The organism is Bartonella sp. AP36NXGY, from assembly GCF_042195865.1.
Lineage (GTDB): Bacteria > Pseudomonadota > Alphaproteobacteria > Rhizobiales > Rhizobiaceae > Bartonella.
Map to the genome: position 1 here is coordinate 13,999 of NZ_JBHIPD010000009.1, position 18,797 is coordinate 32,795.

Annotated in this window: 11 protein-coding genes; 10 read left to right on the top strand and 1 reads right to left on the bottom strand. The window is 35.4% G+C overall.

The window, feature by feature from the left end:
• The first annotated feature begins 15 nt into the window (after window positions 1-15).
• The 5 genes from rplQ to alaS all read left to right on the top strand — a co-directional run bounded on the left by rplQ (window position 16) and on the right by alaS (window position 8,322).
• On the top strand, window positions 16-444 hold the full coding sequence (gene rplQ / locus ACFINX_RS05235; RefSeq protein WP_273791421.1) for a 50S ribosomal protein L17: 429 nt from the start codon (window positions 16-18) through the stop codon (window positions 442-444).
• Between the two features lie 267 nt (window positions 445-711).
• Entirely contained in the window at window positions 712-2,106 is a 1,395-nt protein-coding gene (locus tag ACFINX_RS05240; protein WP_375613138.1) for a DegQ family serine endoprotease, read from the top strand.
• 9 nt (window positions 2,107-2,115) lie between these two features.
• Window positions 2,116-3,441, top strand: coding sequence for a replication-associated recombination protein A (locus ACFINX_RS05245; protein ID WP_375613137.1), 1,326 nt, complete (start codon window positions 2,116-2,118; stop codon window positions 3,439-3,441).
• Window positions 3,442-4,409: 968 nt separating this feature from the next.
• Entirely contained in the window at window positions 4,410-5,453 is a 1,044-nt protein-coding gene (gene recA / locus ACFINX_RS05250) for a recombinase RecA (protein ID WP_273791424.1), read from the top strand.
• Between the two features lie 202 nt (window positions 5,454-5,655).
• Window positions 5,656-8,322, top strand: coding sequence for an alanine--tRNA ligase (gene alaS, locus ACFINX_RS05255; RefSeq protein WP_375668429.1), 2,667 nt, complete (start codon window positions 5,656-5,658; stop codon window positions 8,320-8,322).
• Between the two features lie 1,253 nt (window positions 8,323-9,575).
• On the opposite strand, the gene ACFINX_RS05260 is transcribed toward alaS, so the two are convergent.
• Window positions 9,576-11,357, bottom strand: coding sequence for a glucan ABC transporter ATP-binding protein/ permease (locus ACFINX_RS05260; protein ID WP_375629013.1), 1,782 nt, complete (start codon window positions 11,355-11,357; stop codon window positions 9,576-9,578).
• A 206-nt stretch (window positions 11,358-11,563) separates the two neighbouring features.
• Here ACFINX_RS05260 and ACFINX_RS05265 point away from each other — a divergent pair, with 206 nt between their 5' ends.
• The 5 genes from ACFINX_RS05265 to ACFINX_RS05285 all read left to right on the top strand — a co-directional run bounded on the left by ACFINX_RS05265 (window position 11,564) and on the right by ACFINX_RS05285 (window position 18,691).
• Window positions 11,564-12,547 carry an RluA family pseudouridine synthase gene (locus tag ACFINX_RS05265; RefSeq protein ID WP_375632409.1) on the top strand — a complete coding sequence of 328 codons (984 nt, stop codon included), beginning with the start codon at window positions 11,564-11,566 and terminating at the stop codon, window positions 12,545-12,547.
• Between the two features lie 795 nt (window positions 12,548-13,342).
• Window positions 13,343-14,362, top strand: coding sequence for an ATP-binding cassette domain-containing protein (locus tag ACFINX_RS05270; RefSeq protein WP_375613133.1), 1,020 nt, complete (start codon window positions 13,343-13,345; stop codon window positions 14,360-14,362).
• Window positions 14,363-14,375: 13 nt separating this feature from the next.
• Window positions 14,376-15,161 carry an ABC-2 family transporter protein gene (locus ACFINX_RS05275; RefSeq protein WP_375668430.1) on the top strand — a complete coding sequence of 262 codons (786 nt, stop codon included), beginning with the start codon at window positions 14,376-14,378 and terminating at the stop codon, window positions 15,159-15,161.
• Window positions 15,145-15,933, top strand: coding sequence for an ABC-2 family transporter protein (locus ACFINX_RS05280; RefSeq protein ID WP_375613131.1), 789 nt, complete (start codon window positions 15,145-15,147; stop codon window positions 15,931-15,933). Before ACFINX_RS05275 ends, ACFINX_RS05280 begins: the two co-directional genes overlap by 17 nt.
• A gap of 2,398 nt (window positions 15,934-18,331) precedes the next feature.
• Window positions 18,332-18,691: a hypothetical protein gene (locus ACFINX_RS05285; protein WP_375668457.1), complete on the top strand. Its 360-nt coding sequence runs from the start codon at window positions 18,332-18,334 to the stop codon at window positions 18,689-18,691.
• Window positions 18,692-18,797: the final 106 nt, after the last annotated feature.

The window sequence follows — 18,797 nt, forward strand, 5'->3', positions numbered from 1 at the left end:
TTAAGGAGAGGGCTTATGCGCCATAGTAAGTCAGGACGCAAGTTGAACCGTACTGCCAGTCACCGTAAAGCGATGTTTGCAAATATGGCAACTTCGTTGATCGAGCATGAGCAGATTGTGACAACACTACCAAAGGCTAAGGAAATTCGTCCTATTGTTGAAAAACTCGTTACTCTTGGTAAGCGTGGTGGTTTGCATGCGCGTCGGCAAGCTATTGCAGCACTTCGTGATGCAGGAAAGGTTGCAAAATTATTTGATACGCTTGCGCCACGTTATGCATCACGCAACGGTGGGTATTTGCGTATTATGAAAGCGGGGTTTCGTACCGGTGATAATGCGCCCATGGCTGTTATAGAATTTGTTGATCGTGATGTTGAAGCGAAGGGTGCTGGGGATCGTGCTCGCATGGAAGCTTCTGAGAATGAAAAGGGAACATCTTCGTAGAGTTTTTTATTCTGTTGGATTTTTAAAGGCCGCCTTGTCTTGGGCGGTTTTTTTGTGAGCATTTTTAAGTTTGTTTTAGTTGAGAAATAGGTGCAGAGAGAAAATTATAGAATATTGAATTATCTTATTTTTATAATATTTATTGTTCAAATAGGTTGTTTTTATTCTCTATTATGAAATATTAATAGAGGTCCTTAATTTGCGGGGATACGTTTTTTTATTCTATTAATCTTCAACAGAATGTGCTGATTTTATAAGGAGTGGATTATGAGGTATTCTTTTTGGGTGCGGATTTTTTTTGCAATTATGATGCAGATATCATTTGATCATGTATATGCTCATGTTCCTCAAACACAAACAGAAATCACCCTTTCATTTGCTCCTTTAGTTAAAAAGACAGTTCCATCTGTTGTAAATATTTATGCAGCTCGACAAATTAGAGCTCGATCACCTTTTGAAGGCGATCCATTTTTTGAGCAATTTTTTGGTCGTTTTCAAAATAAATTTCCTGTTCGTAAGCAATCGTCATTAGGATCAGGGGTGATTGTTGATGCACGTGGTTTGATCGTTACAAATTACCACGTCATTAAAGATGCAAGCGAAATTAAAGTGGCTTTTTCTGATGGACGGGAGTTTGAGAGTAAGGTCGTGCTCAAAGATGAAGCAACTGATATTGCAATTCTTGAAGTTAAGGAAAAAGATGCTCAATTTCCGGCTCTTTCTTTGGGAAATTCTGATACTGTTGAAGTTGGTGATCTTGTTCTTGCTATTGGTAATCCCTTTGGTGTTGGTCAAACAGTTACAAGTGGTATTGTTTCAGCGCAAGCGCGTACACGTGTTGGGATTTCTGATTTTGACTTTTTTATTCAAACAGACGCAGCCATTAATCCAGGGAATTCTGGTGGCGCTTTAATTGATATGAAAGGTCAGTTAATCGGAATTAATACGGCTATCTATTCGCGTTCCGGTGGTTCTGTAGGGATTGGTTTTGCTATTCCAGTTAATCTTGTAAAAGTGATGCTTGATACTGTTAAACGCGGTGGAAAATATTTTGTGCCGCCTTATATTGGGGCTTCTTTTCAAAATGTTACAGCTGATATTGCTGGTGGTTTAGGTTTAGAACGTCCCTATGGTGCTCTGATTATTGAAGTTATCAAAGATAGTCCTGCTGAAAAAGCTGGATTGAAAGTAGGTGATGTTATTTTGAGTGTGCAGGGGGTACGCGTTGACAGTCCAGATAGTCTTGGTTATCGTTTGATGACAGCTGACGTTGAGCATAGTCTTGCCTTGGAATATTTACGAAGTGGAAAAACTTTAAAAACACAAATAACAGTTTCATCAATATCAGAAACTGCATTTTTAAAATCTGAAAAAATTACGGGTGACAGTCCTCTTGCTGGTGCTGAGGTGTTAGATTTAACACCGCAAAATAGTCGACGTTTTCATCTTCCTATATCTGCAAAAGGGGTTGTGATTACCAATCTTGAGGAAATGAGCAATGCAGCTGGAATTTTTCAGTCAGGAGATATTCTACGTGTTGTAAATGGCCATAAAATTCAAACAGTTCATCAGTTGAAAAAGGTTCTTATGCAAGGTCGCTCAAATATGTGGCAATTGGAATATGAACGTGATGGTATGTATATTCGCCAATTTATTCGTTGAGGTTTTTTTTTGAAGAAAGATTTTTTTACTTCGTCGTTTGATTTTCAAGTTAATAAAAATCAGCCACTTGCAGAAAGAATGCGCCCTTGTTCTCTCAATGATGTTGTGGGACAAAAGCATTTGATTGGAGAGGATGGTTTGCTTTCACGTATGGCGGCAACAGGCTCAATTGGATCGATGATTTTTTGGGGACCTCCAGGGACGGGAAAAACGACCGTTGCACGTTTGTTAGCCCTTGAAACAAATTTCGCGTTTGAACAGGTTTCTGCTATTTTTACAGGAGTTTCTGAACTTAAAAAGATTTTTGAAGTTGCGCAGAGGCGTTTTATATCTGGGGATAAAACACTTCTCTTTGTTGATGAAATTCATCGGTTTAATCGTGCACAGCAGGATAGTTTTCTTTCTGTGATGGAAGAGGGTACTGTGGTACTTATAGGTGCAACAACCGAAAATCCTTCTTTTGAACTGAATGCTGCCCTTCTTTCGCGTGCACGTGTTTTAACATTTCTTTCTCATGATCATGAAAGTTTGGACATGCTTTTGAGGCGTGCTGAAGAAGTGGAGGGAAAAACTCTTCCCTTGGATAATGATGCCAGAGACGTTTTGATAGAGATGTCTGATGGTGATGCGCGGGTTGCGTTAACATTGGCAGAGGAAGTTTGGTCTATTGCGCCATTGGGAGAGATTCTTGATGTTGTTGCTTTGCAAAAAGTTATTCAGCGTCGTGCGCCTATTTATGATAAAGGACGAGATGGGCATTATAATCTCATTTCAGCGTTGCATAAATCCGTTCGTGGATCTGATCCTGATGCTGCGCTTTATTATTTGGCACGTATGTTGGATGCTGGTGAAGATCCTCTCTATATTGGGCGAAGATTGGTTCGTATGGCCGTTGAAGATATTGGTTTGGCGGATCCTCAAGCTCTTGTCATTTGTAATGCAGCAAAAGATGCCTATGATTATTTAGGATCACCAGAAGGAGAGTTGGCCTTGGCGCAAGCATGTCTTTATGTTGCAACTGCGCCAAAGTCAAATGCAGCATATCTTGCGTATAAAGCAGCACTGCGTTGTGCACGCAAAAATGGCTCTTTACCACCTCCTAAGCATATTCTTAATGCTCCTACGAAATTTATGAAGGAAGAAGGGTATGGAAGTGGTTATTGTTATGACCATGATGAACCAGATGCTTTTTCAGGACAAGAATATTTTCCCGAAAAACTTGGACGTCAGAGTTATTATAAACCAGTTGAGCGTGGTTTTGAGCGTGAAATTGTGAAACGTCTTGAGTGGTGGCAACAGTTGCGCAAAAAACGTAAAGATCAAAATAAAATTTGAGTTGAAATACGTTTTTTATTGATCTCTTATGTTATTGTATGAGAAATTTAGCTTATATTTTAAACAATTTATTGCATTGCTTGTAGAGATTTTTTTGATATCTTCAAAAGTGCATATTTTTTCAAATTTAAATATATCATTCAACTTTTAAGCTGCTTTATTTTTTTTGGTTTTATTAAATAATATATTGACTTATAATGATAATTAACTGTTTCGTAAGTTGAATGAAAGTTTCAAATACCGTAAATTTCTCTCATCCCAAGTCTGTTATTTGTTGAAGCAATCAAGTTATTCGCTTGCATGTTACAAGCAGGATTAGCGTGTGATAAAAACTGTACAAGAAAGGACTAAAAATCCCTCCTATGAATTGTCTCAAGTGCCGAGAGCTGTTGCAATATTGGAGGATGATAAATAGTGTGATGGTGCCGGCTTGCTCCTTCTATAGAGTAAAGATGGTGGTGCCTAAAGGGTTTTGCAGTATACCACATTCATAGGTGTTGTCACAAAATGAGCTTGGAAGTTTTGAGAGATGTTTCTTAAATCAAGTGCATGAATATGCAACACAATAGCGTTTTGTTCTTCGATGCAATAGGGTATGAGGTTGATTGATGATGCGTTTTTTGTGTGATCAATAGCGGGAGAATTCTTAGTCTCTCAAGTATTTAATCAAAGGGATAAGCAGAAGGGTTGTAGAACATTGTGTTTAAAATTAAATTGTTCCTTTTCTAGAGAGATATAAATATGTTAACTATGCTCCCATAGAGATATTACTTTATTGGAGTTTATTATGTGTCATAAGATAAGCAATGCCAATTCTTTATTGTGATGGTCATGAATGTTTATGGACATAATGTGGAGATAGGAATGGAAATAGTCTGTGAAACTCTAAACTCAAGCCTTTAGTTAAATTAAAAGTACAGTATACACTAAAGTTTTAGGTTATTATGAATTCGGTCAAGGATATAATCGTGGATAAAACAAAAGCTCTCGATGCTGCTCTCTCACAAATTGAACGTTCTTTTGGTAAAGGCTCGATTATGCGTCTTGGGCAAAAAGAGCAGGTTGTTGAAATTGAAACAATTCCAACAGGGTCGTTATCCTTGGATATTGCTTTAGGGATTGGTGGATTACCGAAGGGGCGTATTGTTGAGATTTATGGACCAGAAAGTTCTGGGAAAACAACATTGGCTCTCCATGCTATTGCTGAGGCACAGAAAGGTGGTGGGATTTGTGCTTTTATTGATGCAGAGCATGCGCTTGATCCTATTTATGCGCGTAAGCTTGGTGTTGATTTAGAAAACTTGTTCATTTCTCAGCCAGATACCGGTGAACAGGCATTGGAAATTACAGAAACGTTGGTTCGTTCTGGTGCCGTTGATGTGCTTGTTGTGGATTCTGTCGCAGCTTTAACACCGCGAGCAGAAATTGACGGTGAAATGGGTGATGCTTTGCCCGGATTGCAAGCTCGGTTAATGAGTAAAGCGTTACGAAAATTAACCGCAGCAATTTTTCGCTCTAACTGTATGGTTGTTTTTATTAATCAAATTCGCATGAAAATTGGTGTGATGTTTGGTTCTCCTGAAACGACAACGGGTGGAAACGCTTTAAAGTTTTATGCTTCTGTTCGTTTAGATATTCGTCGCATTGGATCCATTAAAGATAGGGATTCAATCGTTGGTAATCAGACGCGCGTTAAAGTGGTGAAAAATAAATTGGCACCTCCATTCAAACAGGTTGAGTTTGATATTATTTATGGTGAAGGTATTTCCAAAGTAGGTGAATTGATTGATTTGGGTGTCAAGGTTGGTGTTGTTGAAAAATCTGGTGCATGGTTTTCTTATAATTCTCAGCGTTTAGGGCAGGGGCGTGAGAATGCAAAGCAGTTTTTACGTGAACATGTGGAAATAGCTACAGAGATTGAAGCAGCTTTGCGCCAAAATGCTGGTTTGATTGCGATTGAATTGTTAGAAAATGCAGGGTCAGAAAATATAGAAAGTGATGAAGCCATTTGATGGGGGGGGTCGTCTATAATTTTTTTTCTTTAAGATTTTTCTGTTTTTTTGTTTGAGTTTTTAAATACGCAGTCATTTTTTTCTCAATTTTTTAAAACAAATATTCCATTTTTGATTAAATTGACTCCATGCGTGGCGAAGAGGATTTAATGAGGGGGGATTTTTCTTTTATGGTTTTGTGCTGTATTGAGCAGGTGTCAACATGAATAGTGTTAATAATATTCGGTCAACATTTTTGGATTATTTTCATCGTAATGGGCATAAAGTTCTTTCTTCTAGTCCGCTTGTTCCGCGGAATGATCCTACACTTATGTTTACAAATGCAGGGATGGTGCAGTTTAAAAATGTTTTTACTGGACTTGAACAACCTTCTTATACGCAGGCAACAACGGCACAAAAATGTGTTCGTGCAGGTGGAAAGCATAATGATCTTGATAATGTTGGTTATACGGCGCGCCATCATACATTTTTTGAAATGCTGGGTAATTTTTCTTTCGGTGATTATTTCAAAGAAGAAGCTATTTTTTTATCATGGAATCTTTTAACAAAGGAATTTTGCCTGCCAAAAGATAAATTGTTGGTGACAGTTTATCAGAGTGATGATGTTGCTGCTGAACTGTGGCGTAAAATTTCAGGTCTTCCAGATGAAAAAATTGTTCGTATTGCGACGGCTGATAATTTTTGGTCGATGGGAGAAACAGGCCCTTGTGGTCCTTGTTCGGAGATTTTTTATGATCATGGTGATGAAATATGGGGCGGTCCTCCTGGAAGTGCTAATGAAGATGGGGATCGCTTTATTGAGATTTGGAATCTTGTTTTTATGCAGTATGAGCAAGTTTCCAAGGAAGAACGTGTTAACTTACCTCACCCTTCTATTGATACCGGTATGGGATTAGAGCGTATTGCTGCTGTTTTACAGGGCGTTCATGATAATTATGATATTGATCTTTTTCGTGCATTAATTGCTGCATCAGAAGAAATTACAGGGATTGAGGCAAAGGGTGATTTTATTGCCAGCCATCGTGTCATTGCTGATCATCTTCGCTCATCTGCATTTTTGATTGCTGATGGTGTGCTTCCTTCTAATGAAGGAAGAGGATATGTTTTACGTCGTATTATGCGTCGTGCTATGCGTCATGCGCATCTTCTTGGTGCTAAAGAGCCCTTAATGTGGCGACTTTTACCTGCTTTAATTCGCGAAATGGGACAAGCTTATCCTGAGTTGACACGTGCTGAATCTTTGATTTCAGAAACTTTAAGGTTAGAAGAAATACGTTTTCGTAAAACGCTTGAACGAGGACTTGGTTTGTTGAACGAAGCAAGTACCGATCTTAAAGAAGGGGACTATTTGAATGGTGAAGTTGCTTTCAAGCTCTATGATACCTATGGTTTTCCGCTTGATTTGACGCAAGATGTTCTTCGTCGTCGCGGAATATCTGTTGACGTTGGTGCTTTTGATAAAGCGATGGAACGCCAAAAAGAGGAGGCACGTGCCAATTGGTCTGGTTCTGGAGAAGCTGGAACAGAGAAAATCTGGTTTTCTGTTCGTGATCAAGTGGGGGCCACAGAGTTTTTAGGTTATGAAACTGAGACAGCGAAAGGTATTCTTACAGCTCTTGTATGTGATGGTAAAATTGTTGATCATATTTCTTCAGATCAGAAAGCTATGCTTGTTGTTAATCAGACACCTTTTTATGGTGAATCTGGTGGGCAAATTGGTGATAGCGGTATCATTTCTGGTGAAAATTTTATTTTTAAGGTGCATGATACCCAAAGAAAGGGTGATGGTGTTTTTATCCATATTGGGGAGGTGAAATCTGGTCAGGCATCGAGGTCTGATTGTGTAGAATTAACGGTTGATATTGTTCGTCGTAAGAAAATTCGTGCGAATCACTCTGCTACTCATTTGTTACACGAAGCTTTACGCCAAACATTGGGGGACCATGTTACACAAAAGGGTTCTCTTGTATCGCCAGATCGGTTGCGTTTTGATTTTTCCCATCCAAAATCCGTTTCACCAAAAGAGTTGAAAAAAATAGAAGATTTAGCCAATGAGATTATTTTGCAAAATAGTAAAGTAATAACGCGCCTCATGGCTGTAGATGAGGCCATTTCTGAAGGAGCCATGGCATTGTTTGGTGAAAAATATGGTGATGAAGTTCGCGTTGTTTCTATGGGGGAGCCACTTGAACAGGAAAGATTAAAAAAGCGTTGGTCAATTGAGCTTTGTGGAGGGACACATGTGGAGCGAACAGGTGATATTGGTTTAATTCATATTGTTTCTGAAAGTTCTGTTTCAGCTGGAGTGCGGCGTATTGAAGCTTTAACAGGCAAAGAAGCACGTCTTTATCTTAGCCGCCAAGATGAACGTATTCATGAAATCGCTGATCTTTTAAAAACTTCTTCTGCTGGTGTGGAAGAACGGGTGCGAATTTTGCTTGATGATCGTCGTAAACTTGAAAAAGAATTGAATGATGTACGCAAGAAAATGATGTTGAGTGGTGGAGTAACAGAAAGGAGCCAAGGTGATATTACCATCATCAATGGGCTTTCTTTTACTGGACGCATTGTTAAAAATATTTTACCACGGGATCTTAAGGCGCTCGTCGATTCTGAGAAAAAACAAATTGGATCTGGAGTGGTTGCTTTTATTAGTGTCTCGGAGGATGGAAAAGGGAGTGCTGTTGTCGGCGTTACGGATGATTTAACGGATAAGTTAAATGCTGTAGATCTCGTTCGTATTCTTTCAGCGATGCTTGGTGGTAAAGGTGGAGGTGGCCGTTCTGATATGGCACAGGCTGGTGGTCCTGAGGGGAACAAAGCTGATGAGGCATTTGCGGCACTAAAAGATTTTCTTGAAAAAAATTAAATTAAATCATTCTGCATAGGTGTTTTTTACATTGTTATATTTGGTTGGCATCTATGTATCATGAATATCTGTCTGGTGTATTTCTGAAATGCAGATACAGCGTAATTGGGGAAAATACAATTGTAAAGATAAAGACAGTGTTTGTCTTTATCACCACTTTATCATTTGGCTTTATAGCTTCCAAGCGTTTCAGGAATCACCTTTTTAAGATAAGATAGACTATGCAGCACTTCATGCTTTGCTGTGTATTCTTTTACTAGGGAGACTAGTTATTGTGTTGCTCTTATAGATTTTTTGAAGAAACATCTCTTTTTATGAAAGGAAAAATACAAGATTTATTGCATACGATTATCCTTATAAAGTTATAAGCTATCATTATTCGATTAGTTTTCAAATGAATAAAATTTCTTTCCTTGAAAAGGCTTATAAAAGAGTTGTTGTATCTTAGAGCTATTATTTTCATTTTGCTTGTTATGTACAAGAAAACAGTTTTTTGGTTTATTATTAAAAGGTCTTGAAAGGAATATTCTCCTATCTTTATAAATCTTTATTTTAAGTTATAAGGTAATGAATTATCAATATAAATCAAAGTAATATAACATAAATCTAAATATTTAGATTAACATCTAATTTATTTATGATGAAATTGCTTTAATATATTGAATTATAATGATAATTTATCGTTTTATCTTTTGAACAAGAGCTACGAATATTCGTAGGGTTTTATTATTTTAAATTCTGTGTATGTTAAATTAATCAAAACCACTCACGAATGTCGTTGTGAAATGGGCTTAAGAGCATTGAAAAATGTTTCTTAAAAAAGTCATATGAATGTGCAAAACAATGATGTTCTGTTCTTTATGAGAGGACTATAAAGAAAGTGATAAACAAAAGTGCAACGCAATACATAATATTCATTATTTAAAAGATATTACTTTAGTTCGTTTTGAAATTCGTAAAGCTGAGTTAAAAGAAGACGGTAAAACTGGAAATTGTTTTTACCTTTACATCTTTACATTTTCCCTAAATGAGAATGTATACTCGTCAATATGCACAGATATAGGAAAATATTTTTGTTCTAATCTAGTAAAATTGCAATAGCAGAGAAAATACTAAACTGTTTTAATATTTTTCTTAAATACCTAAAATGGATTGTGGCATTTTTAGAAATCTTTTTACTTGTATCATATATAAGCACTCTATATTGTATTGAAGAGGCATTTTTTGCATAAGATCTATGAAGAGTATCGTTTTTATGATGCTATGGCTTCATGTAAGGGGATAACATTTTCTCCTTCTCTTTCTGGTGGTTTGATTGTTAAACCACTTGCCTTTAAAAAATTAGAGAAACGTCCCCCTTTATCGATCAATTCTTGAAAGTTTCCTTTTTCCATTAAGTGACCATGATCCAGAAAGAGTATCACATCAGCATTGCGTACTGTTGAGAGGCGATGTGCTATAATAAAAGTAGTGCGGTTATGGCTTATGCAATCGAGAGCATCTTTGACACGTGCCTCTGTTTCAACATCAAGAGCGCTTGTTGCTTCATCTAGAATGAGAATAGGGGCATTTTTTAAAACAGCGCGTGCAATTGCTAGTCGCTGTTTTTCTCCACCTGATAATTGAGATCCTCGTTCGCCCACCATTGTGTTATAACAATCAGCTTTTTTTAGAATAAAATCGTGAGCTTCTGCTATTTTTGCTGCTTCATAAAGTTCTTCATTCGTTGCGCTCGCTTTTCCTATTGAAATATTGTCATGAATAGTACGGTTGAAAAGACCCGAGTCTTGAAATACTGTTGCTAGAGATTTGCGTAAAGATTCGCGATTGATTGAGCATATATTTATTCCATCAATGGAGATATGCCCAAGGGTAGGGTCGTATACGCGCTGCAACAGATTGATCAATGTTGTTTTTCCAGCCCCTGTTGGTCCTACAATCGCAACAGTTTGTCCTGCTTTAACCTCAAAGGAAATATCAAAAACACCTTGAGAAGAATTTGGGAATTGATAGGTCACGTGATGAAATTGTATGGCGCCTTTAACATTTTGGAGGGAAGGAAGATTTTGTGGTTCGTTGATATGAAAGGTTGAGTCTTCCATTTCAAAAAATTCTTGCAGTTTTGCTTGTGAGGATATTGCACAATTAATAAAATTGCTCATTTGGTCTAGGCGGCTAATCATGAGTTGTGCAAATCCAACAAAAGCAACGACTTCACCTACTCGTAATTGATCTTTTGCAACAAAAAAAGCTCCAAGGAGAAGAACACAAACGATTGAAATTGTTGAAGCCATTCGATTTAAGCCACTGGCGAGCGCCCACCAATTGAGAACAGGATTTTGTGCTTTAAGAAGAGCATTTGTATGTTGATGCAGTATGGAAGTTTCTTCTTTTATTCGGTTATAACTTTGTACAATGGAAACATTAGAGATTGAATCACTGACATGTTTAAAAAGGTTATGATGATAGCATTCTACAGCGGCTTGTCCGTCTTTTGTTTTTCGCATCACTAAACGTGCAATTAATACATAAATGATGGCAAGCACAACCAAGACTATTGAAAGACGCCAATTCATATTAAACGCGATGGGGATGAGAACCAATAAGGCGACAAGCGTTGAGAGGTGTTGGCGCATAAAATCAAGCCATATGGTTGACATGGAATCTATTGCGCGCAAAAGTGTATGGAGTGCGTTGGAAGTTCCACGTTGTTGATGCCAAATTAAAGGCATGGCAATGATACGTTCGAAAGATTCCGTTAAAACCGTTAAGCGGCGTCTATGGGCTAAGCGGTCAGCACCGCGAGCAACAAGGACATAAGCAATAATATGTGAAAGTCCAAAACAAACCCAAATGGCAAGAGTAGGGATGATAGCTGTTTTGTCTGTAATAGAATCAATAACTTGTCCAAATAAAATAGGTTCTGCAATAGTGATAATAGCTAATATAACATTAGCGGTACAGATTAAAAGGGATGCATTTTTTTCTCTATTTAGGTAAGTGAGAACACGTGCATAGGTTTTGAATAAGGACACGGTTAATTATCTCCATTCGCTATTAAGCGTAAAGGCTGTTGATTTTTACAACGCTTAGTTTTTAGCTAATAAAATTTGGACGTTAAGAAAAGGAAATTTTGGATACTAACTGTAATATGGTGTGATAAAACCAACTAAAATATGAATTTTTGTGTTTATAAAGGCGCAAAAATAGATCAATAAAATTATCAGGTAAGGGAATTTTCATGGCAGGCATAGAAATAAAAAAAGTTGAGGCAGATGAAAATGGAATGCGCTTAGATCGCTGGTTTAAAGTGCATTATCCAGGACTTGGTTTTGGAGCTTTGCAAAAATTGTTGCGTTCTGGTCAGATACGGGTTGATAGTGGACGTGTTAAAGCCGATACGCGTCTTTGTATAGGGCAAGCTGTTCGTATTCCACCTCTCCCTATTAATGACAAGGAGAGTCTTTCAATAACGGATAAAACACTTCGTGGGCAGGATGATGGGACCGTTTTGAAAAAAATGCTGCTTTATGAAGATCCAAAGGTATTTGTTTTTAATAAACCAGCTGGGTTGGCTGTACAAGGAGGCTCTGGTTTAACACGTCATATGGATAGTATGCTTGAGGTATGGCGCAATAAAAAAGGTGAAAAGCCGCGTTTGGTTCATCGTCTTGATCGTGAGACGTCGGGTGTGCTTATTGTTGCGCGATCAAGGGGAGCTGCTCAGTCCTTAACTGCTGCTTTTAGAGCGCGAGAAACAAAAAAGACTTATTGGGCGTTGGTTCGGGGCGTGCCTAAAAAAAAGCAGGACAAAATTTCAACGTGGATGGTTAAGGAAATGACTGCACAAGGTGACAAAATGCGTGTTTGTGAACATGGGGAGCCAGATTCACATCATGCGGTTTCTTACTATCGCGTTTTAGATACGCGAGGGCGGGCTCTTTCGTGGCTTGAAATGGAACCCTATACAGGGAGAACACATCAGCTTCGTGTGCATGCAGCCCATATGGATCATCCTATCATTGGCGATACAAAGTATTTTTTTTCTGATAGTAATTGGACATTACCAGGAGGAATTCAAAATCGTCTTCATCTTCATGCACGTCGTATTCGTATTCCGCATCCTTCAGGAGGAATATTGGACATTGTTGCACCTTTACCACCTCATATGGTCCAAAGTTTTAATCTTTTATCTTTTAATGAGAGTGATGCTGAAACCGACTAAACAAACTTCATTTGTTCTTTTTGATTGATACAAATTTTATCTATAAATTTGATAAGATGAATAGGGCATCATTTGAAGAAAGTTTTTGATAAGTCAATAGCTATGAGAAAATTGTGTTTTTGAGTGATGAAATTTTCGAATATCATGGCTTTCTTTCTACAGCTCTTTATCCATATTGATTGTATTGTTATTTGGGATATGATGTATCGTTTAATAATCTGAGTTTATGAAGCTGCTCCTTTGAATTATCTACAGAGGTCATATATTGGGGAGGCGTGTCTGTTGAGGGAGATGAGTTAGATAAAATCTGAAAGATATTTACTAAAATAGTGAAAGCAATTTTAGTTTTTTCATGGGGAATAATGGAGGCATTTTATAGTAATGCTGAGGGAAAGTAGCCTCTCAAAAAATTCCTGTTGTCAAGGATTTTTGTTTTGTTATCAATGTGGTTTGATATGCTTATAGTATAGATTTATGCTTTGTATCTTTGCTTACACAATGAAGCCTTCTTACCAAAGCTCTCCTTTCAATGACCAATTATTTTTCTACTTACTTAGTTTATCCAAAAGATTATCTTTCATAAAAGAAGAAATAAGTTTTTAGTATCTTAATGCTTCATTGAAGTGAACTCATCACATTGAAAAAATATCTAGACAAAAAATTGGAGATAAAACGTCAGGCGCGTTTTATTGCTCTAAGGAGGGCTTGAACACTTTTGTTTTTTCTAGTGAACAAAAACAGATATTTATTATGGAAACATTCAAAGGGGGGATAAGTTGAAATGAGGAGTGACTGATGGGATCATTATTGATTGACGTTAATAACGTCTCAAAAATATATCGCAACATTGACAGAGGAATTGGTTTTAAAAACAAGGTCTTTTCTCTCTTCAAGCCGGTTTATACAAATCATCATGTGTTAAAAGATATGAGTTTCACCCTCTTTTCAGGGCAATCGTTAGCAATTCTTGGCCCTAACGGAGCGGGTAAATCGACACTGATTAAAATACTTTCTGGTATACAATACGCTGATGAGGGATGTGTTAAAGTCCTTGGTGTTGATCCTTATAAAGCGAAGAAAAATCTGTTCAAGTCTTTGGGTGTGGTCTTTGGTCATAAGAATTGTTTATGGTGGGATTTGCCCTTACGCTACAGTCTGGATATGGTTCAACCATTATATGGTCTTGAACGCGCCTCTTTTACCCGTGATCTTAAAGAGATCGCTGAGTTACTGGGTCTTGAGCATATTATGGATAAGCCAGTGCGGATGCTTAGTCTGGGTGAGAGAGTGAAAAGTGAATTGGCATTTAATCTCTCCTTTAGACCTAAACTGTTGTTTCTCGATGAGCCAAGTATTGGTCTTGATCTTACATCTAAGCATGAAATCAGGGAGCTTCTTAAAAAACTGAAAAGGGAGCGTGGCACTGGGTATATCATCACAAGTCATGATATGGGAGATATTGATGGATACGTTGATGATATTATTCTCTTGCATAAAGGAAAGAAACAGTTTCATGGTAATCTTCACGCGCTTAAAAATGTCATTCCTTCTTTGGTGAGAATAACGTTTTTTTGTGAACACATGGCTGTACCTTCAGCTGTTGTAGAAAAAATTGATGAGATTGCGTTGAAATTATCTACTTCTTTAAAAGATAAGCACTTTAACGCTGAAGAATGCTCGCTGGAGGTTTCGCTGCCCCGTGAGGATTTTGCGCGTTTTGTACGCGAAATTACAACCAAATTGAACTGTACGTTCTCTGTATCCACTCCCTCGCTTGAAGAGATGCTCCGTGTTAAATTTAAAGAATTTATCTAACCACTGCTTTGGTATGTTTCTTTTTGCCAAGAATGGATTACTCACTGTTCTAAGTGATAGAGCAATGTTTTTTACCGATATTATCATTGGGACACTTTCGCCATTTGTTATTCAACTTCTATTATGGAATGCACTTTTCTCTGATACGGGCAACACCATAAATGGCTTTAGCTTTTATGATATGATGTATTATTATGCTTTTGCTTTAGTCCTAGGTCACTTAAATAATGGTTATAATGTGATTAAGTTTTTCTCTCATCATGTTAAAGAAGGCCAATTAGAAGTATATCTTACAAAGCCCTTTAGTTATATGACACAAATGCTTTTTACTTTTTTAGGGGAGAGTGTATTATATAGCATCCCATTATTGGCTCTTTTTATTGTTAAGCTTGTTTTATTCTATGAAAATATTCTGGGATTGGTCATCGCTTTTCTGTTCTTTTTTCTGGTTGTTATTCTATCACAATTGCTTTGTTTTTTAATCTCTTTTGGAATTGCTTTATTAAGCTTTTGGGTGATTGAGTACAATATATTACTCTCTTTTAGTATTCTTAGTTCAGCGCTTCTTGGGGGTGTTCTTTTACCACCATCTTTTTGGCCGGTGTGGCTTATTCCGCTTATGCAATTTAATCCTTATCGTTTCATGATATCCGCTCCTGCCGAGTTTTTCGCGACGCAAAATTTAGCGTTGTTTCAGCAGTTTATTTTCGGAAGTTTTACTTATATTTTGTGTTTTTTATTCTTAATTTATATCGCTTGGAATAAAGGGATGAAAGCATATAATGGAGCAGGTGGTTGAGATGAAAATCATCCTTCATTTTATCAGTCTGAATATCCGCCGACAGATTGTTTATGGTAAGAATTTGGCTGGGGAGTTTATTCTTTCTCTATGCTATTATTTTATTCAATTCATATTTATTGATAGAGTATCTTCTTTTTCAGGAAAGATCGGTAACTATAGCAGAGATGAAATCCATTTCATCTTTGTTGTCTTTGTTTTACTTGGAATATTTTTGAATATTTTTATTAATTCTATTGAAACGTTTTTTGAAAAAGTAGCGGATGGTAAAATTGAACCATACTTGATAAAGCCCGTTTCAATTTGGTTGTTGATGTTGTTTGGTTGGTGTAAACCTCTTAATTTGATCAAGCTCTTTGTCCTTTATGTTAGTGCCTATTTATTTGTATCATTACCGAATATTTCTGATCTTAAGCTAAGATGGATCTCTTTTGTTGTTGCAATATTTTGTGTTTTTATTGTCAATATTTGTTTTTTTCTGATGTTCAATTTTATAACATTTATTATTAGCCGTAAGATGCCTGTCGAATATTTTCATGAAATGATTTATGAGCTTTCATTTGTGCCAATAGGAATTTATCCTTTAAGCATCGTAAAATGGCTTTTGTTTATGCTTCCCATGGCTTTTTCTGCTTCCTTGCCTGTGTCATTGTTGCTTGGTAAAGGCGAATGGAATATTGGATATCTTCTGTTGAGCGCTTTTCTTTCCATGGTCATGACTTTCATAAGTTATAAGAAAACAATGCGTAAATTTAATGGATTAGGGGGATGAGATGAAAGTCAGCATGATTATAAAAATAAAAAAAATTGAGTGAATAATTCTATTGTACCATAAATTATCGTTATTTATTCTGGCGATATAAGGCATGTAGAATTTTCACATGAGGATTTTTTTTTATTGTTAGATAAGATTGAACAATAATATAGGCCGCATTCCCACGGTTACTGGCAAGGAGCGTGAAATAGAAATCAGAGGTTTAAACTGTTCGATTTTAGATGGCTGCTTGATGACACAAGCCAATGGTAAGATGGTGTACAATATTAGTAGTGCTTTCTTCTCCGAGCAAAATTTATTTTTGTTGCGTTTATAGTGCTAAAAAATTGTCAAAGATGGGTAATTTTTATATGTGCAGAATGTGGTTATTCGTGCGGATTTTGTTGGTGCATTCAATATATTATTACGTGGATGAGTTTTTGCTTAAACAATAAGAAAATTGACAGAATAAAGCTTTTAAGTTGCCCGATAGAAAGCTAAGAGCTTCGCCAAACAACATGATAGCAATTATCAAGACAACAATCACATAGAGATTTTTCAGCATGCTGAGCAGTCAAAATTCAGTTAATAATTGCTTGGAAATAAAAGGATTCACCAATCCAAGCAGGCAAAAACGATGGCAACGCAACTGAGTTCAATAACATAATTAAATATATTTCTTTGTTTTACTTGTTAACTAATGGAATTATACCTAATTTTATTGTGAATTTCTTATTTTATGTTATGATTTTATTTGATATAAAGATAATTATTATGTACTATTTTAGTGTTATTATAAATATTATTATTTAATTAAATATATACAATATAAACATAATATATTTATATTATTTTAAAAAGTAATTAAATAAGATATTATTTTTTAAAAAATTATTTTCTATTTTTTTAATATTAATAAGCTCATTTTTAAATTTTTCTTAACAATGATAAGAGAAAAATGGAGTTTTACATCCTCTTTACAATAAATAAAAATGATACTTTAATCTGGTTTTGCTCTCTAAGCTTAGAGCTATACAAATGTTATTGCTTATCATTAATAAAACTAATGTGATTGATGGCGTAGAGATTACAAAGGGCTAATTTTTTTTGCATGTAATTCATATCTTTTACAAGACTTTAAAAATAACACAGAAAAAATGAGAGAGGAAGGAATAGTGAACAAGAGTGATAAGCTTTTTCATTTTCTAGTGTTATGATTACTTTTGTATTTTACGGTTCATTCATTGTATGTATGATCAATTCCAAAATTTTTATTTTAAGCTTATAGTGAATCTATATTTTAGTCTGTTATTGAAGTGTTGTCGTGATTGAGATTACAATATCACAGTAGTGAACACTCTGATTTAATAGAGAAGATTGTTTGCTAGCAAATAATCTATCCATATCAACGTTATTTAAATTTTTTTCCAAAATATATATCTATGTTAATTTTCGTGATTGATATCTTTTCTAAGATGAAAAGGGGCATGAGCTGATTTGAATATCCATAAATTTTTCGTATTAACTCAAAAAATATACGATCACATCATTTTACGGCTATTCTAGATTATCATTTTGATAAACTGAATAAGTATAGCGATGCGTCTTACAAATATTTGCTAAAATGCTTTTATTGGACATTATTAAATTTTTATGATTCATATTTTTAATCATTTTATCTTGGTTAGAAAGAAGGTGTATTCATTTTTATTTCTCTATTTTATCTTAGAGTCGTGGAATTATATTAATGTTAGAAAGTTATAATTGTGGAAGACAATGAACTTTATTAAAATTATTCCACGTTCTTGTAGAAACGCATGGCTGTGAAATCGTTGAAATGTGTAATAGCTTATGGCATTAGATTTGGCGCATTCACCAAAGTTATCCCTTATCTTACCTAATTTAGCTTTTTCAATCAAAGAGTTAAGCTGGTGCTTACGCTAATTGTAGCTGGGGCAAATATTTTTTCTCAATCTATCCTAAGGAAAAATTATTTTATAAAAATATTTATTTTACTATATTATACAAAAAAATAAAAATATTATGTGTAACTAAAAAACAACATATTGATATTTTTATATATTATAAAATCATAATAATATTTATGATAATAAAGCTAAATTCATAATAAAAACAATAAAATAATTTTATTTTAATATATTTTTATCATTAAACTACATAATGTAAAGTACAAATAAAATAATTGACAATTATTAAATAAACATGTAACGGATATATTCTAAGTGTAATATAATATAAAAATAACAATTAAAATAAAATTATTAATTAAATTTTGTATTATATTTTTATTATCAGAAGATAAATATACTTTATCGATAGATAACGGAATGTTTTCTATTTAGAGGGGGCGGTAAAGAAAATTTATTTTACTAAATATTGTAATTAGGTGGTTATGATGAAAATATTCAAGCATTGTATAGTATGTTTTGTTGCAGTAGCGATTTTCTTTTCACAGATTTTAAGAGCCAATGCTGATTCTTTAAATGGCAGATTTCAAAATGCTGGTTTTATTTCTGTAATGACACAGGAAAATAGAGTTATTAAAGCTGTGGATATGATTATTAGCCAGTTTGGAGGACAAGGGGCTGAGAAAAATGTCCAAAAAGTTGCGGGTTTAATGGGGGTGGAGACAGCGATTTTTGGTCTCATCGCATATCTTGTATATTTCTTTACTAGAAAGCCGCCGAGTCCTAACAGAAAGACAGGTGGAAGAACATTCGATGCTTTTTCTCATAGTTCATGGGCTTTGAATTAAAAGATATTATCCTTGATAAACTTTGAATTATGCTGTTATTGAATGTTTTATATTAAATAAACCGTGATATTTAATCACGGTTTATTTATTTTTTTTAATCTTAATG